The organism is Pseudomonas sp. P135 (genome assembly GCF_020312125.1).
GTDB lineage: Bacteria > Pseudomonadota > Gammaproteobacteria > Pseudomonadales > Pseudomonadaceae > Aquipseudomonas > Aquipseudomonas fragariae.
Genome location: NZ_JAGPYR010000002.1, coordinates 131727 through 145930 on the forward strand (window position 1 = coordinate 131727; position 14204 = coordinate 145930).

General features: G+C 60.9%; 11 protein-coding genes and 1 riboswitch. Of the genes, 10 read left to right on the forward strand and 1 reads right to left on the reverse strand.

All coding sequences use genetic code 11. From position 1 onward, the window contains the following. Nucleotides 1–145 precede the first annotated feature (145 nt). The 7 genes from KBY08_RS03110 (at nucleotide 146) to astE (ending at nucleotide 7846) form a co-directional block, all read left to right on the forward strand. Entirely contained in the window at nucleotides 146–1363 is a 1218-nt protein-coding gene (locus KBY08_RS03110) for an aspartate aminotransferase family protein (protein ID WP_024659606.1), read from the forward strand. Between the two features lie 133 nt (nucleotides 1364–1496). Beyond that, the gene (aruF, locus tag KBY08_RS03115) at nucleotides 1497–2528 is read left to right on the forward strand and encodes an arginine/ornithine succinyltransferase subunit alpha (RefSeq protein WP_003404093.1); all 1032 of its coding nucleotides are present in this window, start codon (nucleotides 1497–1499) and stop codon (nucleotides 2526–2528) included. 63 nt (nucleotides 2529–2591) lie between these two features. Beyond that, on the forward strand, nucleotides 2592–3617 hold the full coding sequence (gene astA / locus KBY08_RS03120) for an arginine N-succinyltransferase (RefSeq protein WP_011268515.1): 1026 nt from the start codon (nucleotides 2592–2594) through the stop codon (nucleotides 3615–3617). After that, on the forward strand, nucleotides 3614–5083 hold the full coding sequence (gene astD, locus KBY08_RS03125; RefSeq protein ID WP_177410946.1) for a succinylglutamate-semialdehyde dehydrogenase: 1470 nt from the start codon (nucleotides 3614–3616) through the stop codon (nucleotides 5081–5083). The genes astA and astD overlap by 4 nt, the downstream gene beginning before the upstream one ends. Nucleotides 5084–5131: 48 nt before the next feature. After that, a complete protein-coding gene (gene astB, locus KBY08_RS03130) occupies nucleotides 5132–6478 on the forward strand; it encodes an N-succinylarginine dihydrolase (protein WP_104652649.1) in 1347 nt (448 codons plus the stop codon). 61 nt (nucleotides 6479–6539) lie between these two features. Then, a complete protein-coding gene (locus tag KBY08_RS03135) occupies nucleotides 6540–6827 on the forward strand; it encodes a hypothetical protein (RefSeq protein ID WP_003314741.1) in 288 nt (95 codons plus the stop codon). Between the two features lie 11 nt (nucleotides 6828–6838). Further along, nucleotides 6839–7846 (forward strand): succinylglutamate desuccinylase, encoded by a 1008-nt coding sequence (astE, locus tag KBY08_RS03140; protein WP_032657032.1) that lies wholly within the window; start codon nucleotides 6839–6841, stop codon nucleotides 7844–7846. A 106-nt stretch (nucleotides 7847–7952) separates the two neighbouring features. Here the strand turns inward: astE and KBY08_RS03145 are convergent, their stop codons facing one another. Next, nucleotides 7953–8465: a 6,7-dimethyl-8-ribityllumazine synthase gene (locus tag KBY08_RS03145; protein WP_003406469.1), complete on the reverse strand. Its 513-nt coding sequence runs from the start codon at nucleotides 8463–8465 to the stop codon at nucleotides 7953–7955. Nucleotides 8466–8591: 126 nt separating this feature from the next. Beyond that, nucleotides 8592–8757: riboswitch (FMN riboswitch) on the reverse strand. A gap of 212 nt (nucleotides 8758–8969) precedes the next feature. Here KBY08_RS03145 and ltaE point away from each other — a divergent pair. The 3 genes from ltaE to KBY08_RS03160 all read left to right on the forward strand — a co-directional run bounded on the left by ltaE (nucleotide 8970) and on the right by KBY08_RS03160 (nucleotide 14067). Further along, nucleotides 8970–9974: a low-specificity L-threonine aldolase gene (gene ltaE, locus KBY08_RS03150; RefSeq protein ID WP_003406468.1), complete on the forward strand. Its 1005-nt coding sequence runs from the start codon at nucleotides 8970–8972 to the stop codon at nucleotides 9972–9974. A 144-nt stretch (nucleotides 9975–10118) separates the two neighbouring features. Then, nucleotides 10119–12743: an alanine--tRNA ligase gene (alaS, locus tag KBY08_RS03155; RefSeq protein ID WP_024642718.1), complete on the forward strand. Its 2625-nt coding sequence runs from the start codon at nucleotides 10119–10121 to the stop codon at nucleotides 12741–12743. 91 nt (nucleotides 12744–12834) lie between these two features. Then, nucleotides 12835–14067: an aspartate kinase gene (locus KBY08_RS03160; protein ID WP_111522435.1), complete on the forward strand. Its 1233-nt coding sequence runs from the start codon at nucleotides 12835–12837 to the stop codon at nucleotides 14065–14067. Nucleotides 14068–14204 lie beyond the last annotated feature (137 nt).

The following is a 14204-nucleotide window of genomic DNA, read 5'->3' on the forward strand; positions in this document are numbered from 1 at the left end:
TGTCGCATTGCCGAAAACCTTGAAAAAACCCGGTTTTGCGCTGTAACAAGTTGTCGCCTGGCGGCAAGGCCGAACACAATTCAGTCCTTACAATCTTTCCATCGCTCGCCAGTTTCAGGCAGGCGTTCCTCATCAGGAGACTCCGATGTCCGTTGAGCATGCTGCGGTGCAACGCGCCGATTTCGACCAGGTAATGGTCCCCAATTACGCCCCGGCCGGGTTCATCCCTGTGCGCGGTGCGGGCTCCCGGGTCTGGGATCAGGCGGGGCGCGAACTGGTGGATTTCTCGGGCGGGATCGCCGTCAACGTATTGGGCCACTGCCACCCGGCGCTGGTCGGTGCCTTGACCGAGCAGGCCAATAACCTCTGGCATGTGTCCAACGTCTTCACCAACGAGCCGACCCTGCGTCTGGCGAAAAAACTGGTGGATGCGACGTTCGCCGAGCGCGTGTTCTTCTGTAACTCCGGTGCGGAAGCCAACGAAGCCGCCTTCAAGCTGGCACGTCGTGTGGCGCATGACCAGTACGGCCCGGAAAAGTACGAAATCATCGCGGCATTGAACAGTTTTCATGGCCGTACCCTGTTCACCGTCAGCGTCGGTGGGCAGCCGAAGTACTCCGATGGTTTCGGGCCGAAGATCACCGGCATCAGCCATGTGCCGTACAACGACCTCGACGCACTGAAGGCCGCTGTGACCGACAAGACCTGTGCCGTGGTGCTGGAGCCGATCCAGGGCGAGGGCGGTGTTCTGCCGGGTCAGCTGGAATACCTGCAAGGTGCGCGCAAACTGTGTGACGAGCACAACGCCCTGCTGGTGTTCGATGAAGTGCAGAGCGGCATGGGCCGTAGCGGTCATCTGTTCGCCTACATGCATTACGGCGTGACCCCGGACATCCTTTCCAGCGCCAAGAGCATCGGCGGCGGCTTCCCGCTGGCGGCGATGTTGACCACTGAAAAGCTCGCCAGGCACTTTGCGGTCGGCGTTCACGGCACCACCTATGGCGGCAACCCGCTGGCGTGTGCGGTCGGTGAGGCGGTGATCGACGTGATCAATACGCCTGAAGTGCTGGCTGGCGTACAGCGCAAGCATCAGCAGTTCAAGACCCGTCTGCAAAGCATCGGCCAGCAATACGGCGTGTTCAGCGAAGTGCGCGGTCTGGGTCTGCTGATCGGTTGCGTGTTGTCCGATGCCTGGAAGGGCAGGGCCAAGGACATCTTCAATGCGGCCGAGGCTCAGGACCTGATGATCCTGCAGGCCGGCCCTGACGTGATTCGTTTCGCGCCGAGCCTGATGATTGAAGACGCGGACATCGAAGAGGGCCTGAACCGCTTCGAACGCGCCATCGCCAAACTGACATCCTGACTCGATGGCAGCCTTGCGGCGTCCGCCTGATGGCGGGTGCCGCACCTGTTTCCTGCGCCATGCGGCCTGACGCCGTGTGGTGCTTTTACTAGCGCCGGTCGTAAAGGCTGGTCGATCTACAAGGAGTGGCACCATGCTGGTAATGCGCCCTGCGCAAATGGCTGATCTGGCCGAGGTTCAACGCCTCGCTGCCGACAGCCCTATCGGTGTCACGTCCTTGCCCGACGATGCTGGCCGCCTGACCGACAAGATCGGCTCGTCGGAGGCGTCGTTTGCCGCCGAGGTCAGCTTCAACGGCGAAGAAACCTACTTCTTCGTGCTCGAAGACAGCGAAAGCGGCAAGCTGGTGGGCTGCTCGGGCATCGTGGCCTCGGCGGGCTACTCCGAGCCGTTCTACAGTTTTCGCAACGAAACCTTCGTGCATGCTTCCCGCGAGCTGAAGATCCATAACAAGATTCACGTGCTGTCGCAGTGTCATGACCTGACCGGTAACAGCCTGTTGACCAGTTTCTACGTGGTCCCGGAGCTGGTCGGCACGGCATGGTCGGAGCTCAATTCGCGCGGCCGCCTGCTGTTTGTCGCCAGTCACCCCGAGCGCTTTGCCGATTCGGTGGTCACCGAGATCGTCGGTTACAGCGATGAGCAGGGCGACTCACCGTTCTGGGATGCCATCGGGCGCAACTTCTTCGATATCAATTACGCCGCTGCCGAACGCCTGTGCGGGCTGAAAAGCCGGACCTTCCTCGCCGAGCTGATGCCGCATTACCCGATCTACGTGCCACTGCTGCCCGACGCGGCGCAGGAAGCCATGGGGCAGGTGCATCCGCGTGCGCAGATCACCTTCGACATCCTCATGCGCGAGGGCTTTGAAACCGATCACTACATCGACATTTTCGACGGTGGGCCGACGCTGCATGCGCGGGTGTCCGGGATTCGCTCGATTGCCCAGAGCCGTCTGGTTCCGGTCAAGGTCGAGGCCGGGCAAAGCAGCGATGTCGGCAAGGGCGGGCGTCTGTATCTGATCGCCAATGGCCTGTTGCAGGACTACCGCGCGGTGCTGCTGGAACTGGACTGGGCGCCCGGCAGGCCGGTGGTGTTGAGCCTCCAGGCTGCCGATGCCCTGGGTGTTGGTGAAGGTGCCAGTGTGCGGATTGTCGCGGTCTGAACCGGACGTTCGATAGCCGATTAGCGAGTTTCAAGGCTCTCGATGAGCCGCTGAGGAGATAACATGATCGTTCGTCCTGTACGCAGCAGCGACCTGCCCGCGTTGATCGAGCTGGCGCGCAGCACCGGCGCCGGTCTGACGACCCTGCCCGCCAATGAGCAGCGTCTGGCGCACCGGGTAGGCTGGGCTGAAAAGACCTTTCGCGGCGAAGCCGAGCGCGGCGATGCCGATTACCTGTTCGTGCTGGAAGATGATGACGGCCGGGTGGTGGGCATTTCCGCCATCGCCGGAGCGGTCGGTCTGCGTGAGCCCTGGTACAACTACCGGGTCGGCCTGACCGTCAGCGCTTCACAGGAACTGAACATCTATCGGGAAATTCCGACCCTGTTCCTGGCCAACGACCTGACCGGCAATTCCGAGCTGTGCTCGCTGTTCCTGCACAGTGATTCGCGTAACGGCCTCAACGGCCGCCTGCTGTCCAAGGCGCGGATGCTGTTTATCGCCGAATTCCCCAGGCTGTTCGGCAACAAGATCATTGCCGAAATGCGCGGCATGTCCGATGAGCAGGGCCGTTCGCCGTTCTGGGAAAGTCTGGGGCGGCACTTCTTCAAGATGGAATTCAGCCAGGCCGATTACCTGACCGGCGTGGGCAACAAGGCATTCATCGCCGAGCTGATGCCCAAGTTTCCGTTGTACAGCTGCTTTCTTTCCGAAGACGCACGCAACGTGATCGGTCGGGTGCATGCCGACACCGAGCCTGCGCTGACCATGCTCAAGAGCGAAGGCTTTTCGTATCAGGGTTATGTCGACATCTTCGATGCCGGCCCGGCCATCGAGTGCGAGACCGGCAAGATTCGCGCAATCAAGGACAGCCAGGCGCTGGTGCTGGCCATCGGCACGCCAGGTGACGACGCTCCACAGTTCCTGATCTACAACCGCAAGCGTGAAGACTGCCGCATCACGGTAGGCGCTGCGCGTTTTGCTGCCGGCACGCTGGTCGTCGCTCCGCAGACTGCCAGGCGGCTGCGCATGAGTGCGGGCGACAATGTGCGCGCGGTGCCCTTGTCTGCGGCGCGGGAGGGCGTTTGATGAATAGCCTTTACATCGCAGGTGTGTGGCAGGACGGGCAGGGTGAGGTGGTCAATTCGCTGAACCCGGTGACCCAGCAGGTGCTGTGGTCCGGGCGTGGCGCGAGCGCCGCGCAGGTCGAGCAGGCGGTGCAGGCGGCGCGTCAGGCATTTCCCGGCTGGGCACTGCTGTCTCTGGATCAGCGCATCGCGGTACTGGAGGCCTTCGCTGCACGTCTCAAGCATCACGCCGACGCGCTGGCGCACTGCATCGGTGAAGAAACCGGCAAACCGTTGTGGGAGTCGGCGACCGAAGTGACCAGCATGGTCAACAAGATTGCCATCTCGGTACAGAGCTATCGCGAACGAACCGGCGAAAAGAGTGGGCCCCTGGGCGACGCCACTGCGGTACTGCGCCACAAGCCGCACGGCGTGGTCGCCGTGTTCGGCCCGTACAACTTTCCCGGGCATCTGCCCAACGGGCATATCGTCCCGGCCTTGCTGGCGGGCAACGTGGTGCTGTTCAAACCCAGCGAACTGACACCGAAAGTCGCTGAGCTGACCGTCAAGTGCTGGATCGAAGCCGGACTGCCTGCCGGGGTTCTGAACCTGCTGCAGGGCGGTCGCGAAACCGGTATCGCGCTGGCGGCCAATCCGGGTATCGACGGCCTGTTCTTCACCGGGTCGAGCCGCACCGGCAATGCGCTGCACCAGCAGTTCGCCGGTCGGCCGGACAAGATTCTTGCGCTGGAAATGGGCGGTAACAACCCGTTGATCGTCGATCAGGTTCAGGACATTGATGCCGCAGTGTACACCATCATTCAGTCGGCCTTCATTTCCGCAGGCCAGCGCTGCACCTGTGCGCGTCGTCTGCTGGTGCCCGAAGGCGACTGGGGTGATGCCCTGCTGGCACGACTGGTTGGGGTCAGCGCTACTATCGAAGCCGGGGCGTTCGATCAGCAGCCTGCGCCGTTTATGGGCTCGGTGATTTCGCTGGAGGCTGCACGCGCCTTGCTCGACGCGCAGCGCAATCTGCTCGCCAACGGCGCGCTGACCCTGCTGGAAATGCGCCAGCCGCAGCCCGGCGCGGCATTGCTGACGCCTGGCATTATCGATGTCAGTGCGGTGCCCGAGCGCCCCGACGAAGAGCTGTTCGGCCCGCTGCTGCAAGTCATCCGCTACGCCGGTTTCGATGCCGCCATCGCCGAAGCCAACGCCACCCGGTATGGCCTGGCGGCAGGTCTGCTGTCTGACTCCGAAGCGCGTTACCAGCAGTTCTGGCTGCACAGCCGTGCCGGGATCGTCAACTGGAACAAGCCGTTGACCGGAGCCGCCAGCAGTGCGCCGTTCGGCGGGGTAGGCGCCTCGGGCAACCACCGCGCCAGCGCCTATTACGCGGCCGATTACTGCGCCTATCCGGTGGCTTCGCTGGAGGCGGGCAGCCTGACGCTGCCTGCGACACTGACTCCCGGTATCAGGTTGAGCTGACAGTGTGCGCACGATTGCTTATAAAAACAGATCCACGGAGCCTTGCCGATGAAGTCCTGTGAAGTGAATTTTGACGGTCTGGTCGGGCCAACCCACAACTACGGCGGGTTGTCCTACGGTAACGTTGCCTCCCAGAGTAACAGCCAGCAAAGCGCGAACCCGCGTGAGGCGGCGCTGCAAGGCCTGGCAAAAATGAAAGCGCTGATGGACCTGGGTTTTACTCAGGGCGTGCTGGCACCGCAGGAACGTCCTGATGTGTCCGGCCTGCGCCGCCTGGGTTTCACCGGCAGCGATGAGCAGGTCATTGAAAAGGCGGCCCGTCAGGACATGCCGCTGCTGGTCGCCAGCTGCTCGGCATCCAGCATGTGGGTAGCCAATGCGGCCACGGTCAGCCCCAGTGCCGACACTGCCGATGGGCGTGTGCATTTCACGGCGGCCAACCTCAACTGCAAATACCACCGCAGCATCGAGCATCCGACCACCACTCGCGTGCTTGGCGCCATGTTCGCGGATGCAAAGCATTTCGCTCATCACCCTGCGCTACCGGCTGTCGCGCAGTTTGGCGATGAAGGCGCTGCCAACCACACCCGTTTCTGTCGTGATTACGGCGAGGCCGGTGTGGAGTTTTTCGTGTTTGGCCGCAGTGCGTTCGACACGCGCTACCCGGCACCGCAGAAGTACCCGGCCCGTCAGACCCTGGAGGCGTCACGCGCCGTTGCGCGGCTGCACGGTCTGAGCGAGGCCGGCGTGGTCTATAGTCAGCAGAACCCGGCGGTCATTGATCAGGGGGTGTTCCATAACGATGTGATTGCGGTCGGCAACGGTGAGGTGCTGTTCTATCACCAGGACGCGTTCCTCAATACCGAACCGATGCTCAATGAGCTGCGCGACAAACTCGGTCGTGTCGGCGGGCAGTTGCGGGCGATTTGCGTACCGCGTGCCGAGGTCTCGGTTCAGGATGCCGTGCGCTCCTACCTGTTCAATAGCCAGCTGTTGTCGCGTCCCGATGGCTCGATGCTGCTGATCGTGCCGCAGGAGTGCCAGGCTAATGCGAGCGTCTGGGCTTACCTGCAACGACTGATCGTCGATGACAGCCCGGTTGCCGAGGTCAAGGTGTTCGACCTCAAGCAAAGTATGCAGAACGGCGGCGGCCCGGCCTGCCTGCGCTTGCGGGTGGCGCTCAATGACACCGAGCTGGCGGCGGTGAATCCGGGGGTGATCATGACTGCGCCGTTGTACGAAACGTTGACGCAGTGGGTCGACAGACACTACCGGGACCGCATGAGTGAAAGCGATCTGGCCGACCCCCGATTGCTCAGCGAATGCCGCACGGCATTGGATGAACTGACGCAAATCCTTAAACTGGGCGCGGTTTATCCGTTTCAACTGAATTGAATCATCCTGCGCGTCGGGCCACTGTCCGGCGCACTATTTCCTTTATAGAGAGCATTTTTATATGAGCGACGCCCTGCAACTGATCCTTGAAGACACTGATGGCACCCAGCTGGAAACGTCCTGCACCCGCGTTGCCGTCATCTGGCAGGGCAAGGAATTGTGGATTCAGCAGGATGGCCGTGGCCAGTTGCTGATCGGCGTTGACGTCGAAGAAGACGATGCCGAATACGCCAACCTGCTGCTGCGTCCGCTGGCGACCAACCTGGTCAGCCTGCAACTGGAAATGGAGCCAGCCGACATGGGCGTCGAGGAAGACGGTCACGTTCACGGCCCTGACTGCAACCACTAAGGAAGCGCGCCATGCTCGCCCTCGGCAAACTGCTTGAACTGACCCTGGCTGGACGTGAGCCGGCGGAGAAGACTCAACTGACCGTCGAAGGCGTGCGCATGCGCTGGATGGGCGAGGGCGCACTGGAAGTCCGCCCGCCAGAGGCTCGTGACAATGGCACTGACCTGCTGCTGTCTGCCGGCATCCACGGCAACGAGACTGCACCCATCGAGCTGCTGGATGAATTGATCCGCAGCATCGCGCGCGGCGACCTGAAACCGCGCGCACGTATTCTGTTCCTGTTCGGCAATCCCGATGCGATGCGACGCGGGGCGCGTTTTGTCGAGCAGGATGTCAACCGGCTGTTCAATGGCCGCCATCTGCAAAGCGGTGGTGCCGAGGCCTTGCGGGCCTGCGAGCTGGAACGACTGACCGCCAGCTTTTTCAGCCTGCCGGAGCGCTATCGGCTGCACTACGATCTGCACACCGCCATTCGTGGCTCGACGATCGAGCAGTTCGCGCTGTACCCGTGGAAGGAAGGACGTCAGCATTCCCGGCTCGAGCTGGCCCGGCTGCGGGCGGCGGGCATGAGTGCGGTGCTGCTGCAGAACAAGCCGTCCATTGTGTTCAGCGCCTACACCTATGATCAATTGGGGGCCGAGGCTTTCACTCTGGAACTGGGCAAGGCGCGGCCGTTCGGGCAGAACCAGCAGGTCAATCTTGGGCCACTGCGCGTGTGTCTCGAGCAGCTCATCGAAGGCACCGAGCCCGAGCGGGATGACGATCTTGAAGGGTTGCAACTGTTCAGCGTGGCGCGGGAAGTGATCAAGCGCACCGATGCGTTCACGTTCAACCTGGCCGATGACGTCGAGAACTTCTCCCCGCTGGAAAAAGGCTACGTGCTGGCCGAAGACGCGGGTGGTTCACGCTGGGTAGTGGAAGAAGAGGGCGCGAGGATCATCTTCCCCAACCCCAGGGTCAAAAACGGCCTGCGTGCGGGAATTCTGATCGTACCCACTGATGCGGATAGCCTCGGCTGATCGCTCGGCACCCTCAGGACCGGACGCAGAGCGTCCAGAACGGCATTCCCACGCTGGAGCGTGAGGAACGATAGGTGTCCGGGAGGACACCTACCGATGCTGCGTCTCAGCAGGCCGCTTTCTGCTGTGCATCCAGACGGCGCAGACTGCGTACCTTGGTCAGGGTGTCAGCGCAGGTCTTGGCCGCTTCTTCGCCCTTGTGCACGAAGTGATCGAAGAAGAACTTCTGATGCTCTTCGCCCGCATGGAAATGATGCGGTGTCAGGACCACGGAGAACACCGGTACTTCGGTTTCCAGCTGAACCTGCATCAATGCGCTGACCACTGACTGCGCGACGAATTCGTGACGATAGATGCCGCCGTCCACTACCAGTGCGGCGCCGACGATGCCAGCGTAGCGGCCGGTATTGGCCAGCAGTTTTGCATGCAGCGGGATTTCAAAGGCGCCGCCCACTTCAAAGATGTCGATATCGCTTTCGGCGTAGCCCTGATTGGCCATCTCGGCGATAAAACCTTTACGGCTCTGGTCGACGATATCCTTGTGCCAACAGGCCTGGATGAACGCGACACGCTCGTTTGCGTGACTTTTGCTTTTGCTGTCGATTGCAGTTGGTTGCACGTGTTCTGACTCCTGTTTATGGAAAAAACAGGGCATTTGGATCGAAAGGGATTCAAGCTGCGTAGGAAAGCCTCCTGAACGATGTCGTTCATGGATAGGTTTTACAGACGTTCTTGCTGACACCAATCCCGCTCTCTCTTCATCCGGACTATGACCGTCGGCCCCGGAATCACACCGGGTCTGCTGACCTTGCAGATCGCAGCCTACGCCACGACCCCCAAGCGCTCGCGGGCTAGACGCATTGCGCGTCATTACCGCCGGTGGGGAATTGCACCCCGCCCTGAGAACGTTGCCGTCACTTTACGTGGCCGGCGCGAGATTTTTATCATAGTTCGCTGGATCATGCATGGACACTTTCGTACGGTATACCTGCCTTTTTCTTATAAGGGCTCGGAGTATCGAGAGCCGCGGCGCTTGATTATCATGTACTCCGGCCTCAGTAATGCCTTGTTGCAAGCCAAAGGTTGCATGCATTATCGATCTTCAACTTCAGGGAGCTTTTTCGTGACTGTCATCGATCTGCGCAGCGACACAGTGACTCTGCCCACGGCCGGGATGCTCGATGCCATGGCACGTGCGCCCGTTGGCGATGACGTCTACGGCGAGGACCCTACCGTCAATCTGCTCGAAGCGACGCTTGCCGGACGCCTCGGGTTCGATGCCGCGCTGTTCGTGCCGTCGGGCACCATGAGCAATCTGCTGGCACTGATGGCGCACTGTGAGCGTGGCGATGAGTACATCGTCGGTCAGCAGGCCCACACCTATAAGTACGAGGGTGGTGGTGCGGCAGTGCTGGGCTCCATTCAGCCGCAGCCGCTGGAGGTGCAGGCCGACGGCTCTCTGGACCTGCAGCAGGTGCTCGACGCCATCAAACCCGATGACTTTCACTTCGCCCGCACGCGCCTGCTGGCCCTGGAAAACACCATGCAGGGCAAGGTGCTGCCCTTGGACTACCTGGCTGCCGCGCGTACCCTGACCCTGGAAAAGGGGCTCGCCCTGCATCTGGACGGCGCGAGGCTGTACAACGCCGCGGTCAGGCTGGGTGTCGATGTCCATGAGATCACCCGGCACTTCGATTCGGTTTCGGTCTGCCTTTCCAAGGGGCTGGGCGCGCCGATCGGCTCGGTGCTGTGCGGTTCGCAGCCGTTGATCGCCAAGGCCCGCCGCTTGCGCAAGATGCTTGGCGGTGGCATGCGTCAGGCTGGAGGGCTGGCTGCGGCAGGGCTCTATGCGCTGGATCATCAGGTCGAGCGGTTGGCAGATGATCATGCCAACGCGGCGTTTCTGGCTGAAGGCCTGAGCGGGCTCGGCTACCCTGTCGAGCCGGTACAGACCAATATGGTCTATGTGCAGATCGGCGAACGCGCGGCATCGCTCAAAGCGTTCTGCGCCGAGCGGGGCATCGTACTCACGGCCGCGTCGCGGCTACGCATGGTGACCCACCTGAACGTGTCGCGCGCTCAGGTCGAACAGGTCATCGCCGCATTCGCAGCCTTTGAACATTCATGACATGCCGATAATCCAGTTACTTGTTTCTATCGCACAAACACACTGTACCGAGGGCGCAACGCCTATATAATGCGGCCCTTTGCCGTCGCTACGTCATTTGACGTTTTGCACTTGCCTCTGGCCGCAGTCTCCGTGGAAGAACCTATGAAAAGCGCAGAAATCCGTGAAGCCTTCCTTGGCTTCTTCGAAGAGCAAGGCCACACCCGTGTCGCTTCAAGCTCCTTGATTCCGGGCAATGACCCAACCCTGCTGTTCACCAACGCAGGCATGAACCAGTTCAAGGATTGCTTCCTGGGCCAGGAAAAGCGTGCCTACACCCGCGCCGTTACCAGTCAGAAATGCGTGCGTGCAGGTGGCAAGCACAACGACCTGGAAAACGTCGGCTATACCGCTCGTCACCATACTTTTTTCGAAATGCTGGGCAACTTCAGCTTCGGTGACTATTTCAAGCGTGATGCCATCACCTACGCCTGGACCTTCCTGACCTCCGAAAAATGGCTCAACCTGCCCAAGGAAAAACTCTGGGTCACGGTGTACGCCACTGACGACGAAGCCTACGACATCTGGACCAAGGAGATCGGCGTGCCCGCCGAGCGCATGGTCCGTATTGGCGACAACAAAGGCGCACCGTACGCCTCCGATAACTTCTGGACCATGGGTGATACCGGCCCGTGCGGTCCTTGCAGCGAGATTTTCTTCGATCACGGCCCGGAAATCTGGGGCGGCCCGCCAGGCTCGCCGGAAGAAGACGGCGACCGTTACATCGAAATCTGGAACAACGTATTCATGCAGTTCAACCGGACTGCGGATGGCGTGCTGCACCCGCTGCCGGCACCGTCGGTCGATACCGGCATGGGCCTGGAGCGTGTCAGTGCGGTGCTGCAGCACGTGCACTCCAACTATGAAATCGATCTGTTCCAGAGCCTGCTGGCTGCGTCGGCCAAGGCCATTGGTTGCAGCAATGACAACCAGGCTTCGCTGAAAGTCGTGGCTGACCACATCCGTTCGTGCGGCTTCCTGATCGCCGACGGCGTGCTGCCGTCCAACGAAGGGCGTGGTTATGTACTGCGCCGCATCATTCGTCGCGCCTGCCGTCACGGCAACAAGCTGGGTGCCAAGGGCAGCTTCTTCTACCAGATCGTTGCCGCGCTGGTTGCCGAGATGGGGTCTGCGTTCCCTGAGCTGGTGCAACAGCAGTCGCACATCGAACGCGTGCTGAAAGGCGAAGAGGAGCAGTTCGCCAAGACCCTCGAGCAAGGTCTGAAAATTCTCGAGCAGGATCTGGCCGACCTCAAAGGCACGGTGGTTCCGGGCGAAGTGGTGTTCAAGCTGTACGACACCTACGGTTTCCCGATGGACCTGACCGGTGACATCGCCCGCGAGCGTAACCTGACCCTCGACGAAGCAGGCTTCGAGCGTGAAATGGACGCCCAGCGCGTGCGCGCCCGTTCGGCCAGCTCGTTCGGCATGGATTACAACAGCCTGGTCAAGGTCGACGTGGCCACGCAGTTTACCGGTTACTCGGCGACCACTGGCAGCGCCAGCGTCGTGGCCCTCTATAAGGAAGGCCAGTCGGTTTCTCACCTGAATGAAGGCGAAGAGGGCGTGGTGATTCTCGACATCACCCCGTTCTACGCCGAGTCGGGCGGTCAGATCGGTGACAGCGGTTTCCTGCAGGCCGGTGACGCGCGCTTTGACGTCAGTGATACCACCAAGACCGGCGGTGCCTTCCTGCACCACGGTGTCGTCGCTTCCGGCAGCCTGAGCGTGGGCGCACAGGTTGAAACACAAGTGGCTGATGAAGTTCGCGATGCAACCAAATTGAACCATTCGGCCACTCACTTGCTGCACGCCGCATTGCGTCAGGTGCTGGGTGAGCACGTTCAGCAGAAAGGCTCGCTGGTTGACAGTCAGCGCCTGCGCTTCGACTTCAGCCACTTCGAAGCGATCAAGGCCGAGCAACTGCGCGCGCTGGAAGATATCGTCAACGCCGAAATTCGCAAGAACACCGAGGTAATGACCGAAGAAACCGATATCGACACGGCGAAGAAGAAGGGCGCCATGGCGCTGTTCGGCGAGAAGTACGGTGACAGCGTTCGTGTGCTGAGCATGGGCGGCGAGTTCTCCGTCGAGCTGTGCGGTGGCATTCACGCCAGCCGTACCGGTGACATCGCGCTGTTCAAGATCGTCAGTGAGGGCGGTGTTGCAGCAGGCGTGCGCCGTATCGAGGCCGTCACCGGCGCTGCGGCGCTGGCCTGGCTGAATTCGGCCGAAGATCAACTCAAGGAAGCCGCGACGCTGGTCAAAGGCAATCGCGACAACCTGCTGGACAAGCTGACGGCGGTGATTGAACGCAACCGTCTGCTGGAAAAACAACTGGAACAACTGCAAGCCAAGGCAGCCAGTGCCGCCGGTGACGACCTGTCGTCAGCGGCGCTGGATGTCAAAGGGGTCAAGGTTCTGGCCACGCGCCTGGATGGTCAGGACGGCAAGGCGCTGTTGGCGCTTGTCGATCAGTTGAAGAACAAGCTCGGCCGCGCAGTGATCCTGCTCGGCAGTGTTCATGAGGACAAGGTTGTCTTGGTCGCAGGCGTGACCAAGGACCTGACTGGCCAACTCAAAGCCGGTGATTTGATGAAGCAGGCAGCTGCCGCCGTAGGTGGTAAAGGTGGTGGCCGTCCTGATATGGCTCAAGGCGGTGGTGTCGATGCCGGTGCGCTGGATTCAGCGCTGGCACTGGCCGTTCCTTTTGTAGAGCAGGGTATCTGAGTCGGGTCAGCGGGCCTGCCACACACCGGCAGGCCGCACCTGGGCTCGAATGTTAATGGGTGCTCTTAACGGGATTTGAGGCGGCTTTGAGATGGCTTTAATCGTACAGAAATTTGGCGGCACTTCCGTGGGCTCTGTAGAGCGCATCGAGCAGGTGGCCGACAAGGTCAAGAAATTCCGTGAGGCGGGTGACGATCTAGTGGTCGTGCTGTCGGCCATGAGCGGTGAAACCAATCGTCTGATCGAGTTGGCCAGGCAGATCAGTGATCAGCCGGTTCCCCGTGAGCTGGATGTCATTGTCTCCACGGGCGAGCAGGTGACCATCGCGCTGCTGGCGATGGCCTTGATGAAGCGTGGCGTTCCGGCGGTGTCCTACACCGGCAATCAGGTGCGTATTCTCACCGACAGCGCGCACAACAAGGCGCGCATTCTGCAGATCGACGACCAGAAGATCCGCTCCGACCTGAAAGCGGGTCGTGTGGTGGTGGTCGCCGGTTTCCAGGGTGTCGACGAAAACGGCAATATCACCACCCTCGGCCGTGGTGGCTCGGACACGACCGGTGTTGCCCTGGCGGCGGCGCTGAAAGCGGACGAGTGCCAGATCTACACCGACGTCGATGGCGTCTACACCACCGATCCGCGTGTCGTGTCGCAGGCCCAGCGCCTCGACAAGATCACCTTCGAAGAGATGCTGGAAATGGCCAGCCTCGGTTCCAAGGTGCTGCAGATCCGTGCGGTCGAATTCGCCGGCAAATACAATGTCCCGCTGCGCGTTCTGCACAGCTTCAAAGAGGGGCCGGGCACCCTTATTACAATCGATGAAGAGGAATCCATGGAACAGCCGATCATTTCCGGCATCGCCTTCAACCGCGATGAAGCCAAGCTGACCATCCGTGGTGTGCCAGACACCCCCGGCGTGGCGTTCAAGATTCTCGGCCCGATCAGCGCGGCCAATATCGAAGTGGACATGATCGTGCAGAACGTCTCGCACGATAACACCACCGATTTCACCTTCACGATCCATCGCAACGACTATCAGGCGGCCTTGCAGGTGCTCGAAGCCACCGCGCGTGAAATCAGCGCGCGTGAAGTGTCCGGCGATACCAAGATCGCCAAGGTGTCCATCGTCGGCGTCGGCATGCGCTCGCATGCCGGCGTTGCGAGTCGTATGTTCGAAGCGCTGGCCAAGGAGAGCATCAATATCCAGATGATCTCCACATCGGAAATCAAGGTTTCCGTGGTCATCGAAGAGAAATACCTGGAGTTGGCTGTGCGCGCATTGCACACGGCCTTTGAGCTGGATGCTCCGCGGCAGGGTGAATGACCCTGTCATCGAAGGGCGCGGCGTGGCCGCGTCTTTCGGGTGCTGCGCAGAAGGGCTTTTGTTTTCTTTGCGTTAGTCGATATACAGGTAGTGGTCATGGCGTTTTGCTAGTGTCACTGCCTATAGGTTGCAGACTG

Excerpts from the sequence above, each read along its gene's own strand:
- KBY08_RS03110 (WP_024659606.1), top strand. The coding sequence starts at position 146 with ATGTCCGTTGAGCATGCTGCGGTGCAACGCGCCGATTTCGACCAGGTA.
- aruF (WP_003404093.1), top strand. The coding sequence starts at position 1,497 with ATGCTGGTAATGCGCCCTGCGCAAATGGCTGATCTGGCCGAGGTTCAA.
- astA (WP_011268515.1), top strand. The coding sequence starts at position 2,592 with ATGATCGTTCGTCCTGTACGCAGCAGCGACCTGCCCGCGTTGATCGAG.
- astB (WP_104652649.1), top strand. The coding sequence starts at position 5,132 with ATGAAGTCCTGTGAAGTGAATTTTGACGGTCTGGTCGGGCCAACCCAC.
- KBY08_RS03135 (WP_003314741.1), top strand. The coding sequence starts at position 6,540 with ATGAGCGACGCCCTGCAACTGATCCTTGAAGACACTGATGGCACCCAG.
- astE (WP_032657032.1), top strand. The coding sequence starts at position 6,839 with ATGCTCGCCCTCGGCAAACTGCTTGAACTGACCCTGGCTGGACGTGAG.
- alaS (WP_024642718.1), top strand. The coding sequence starts at position 10,119 with ATGAAAAGCGCAGAAATCCGTGAAGCCTTCCTTGGCTTCTTCGAAGAG.
- KBY08_RS03160 (WP_111522435.1), top strand. The coding sequence starts at position 12,835 with ATGGCTTTAATCGTACAGAAATTTGGCGGCACTTCCGTGGGCTCTGTA.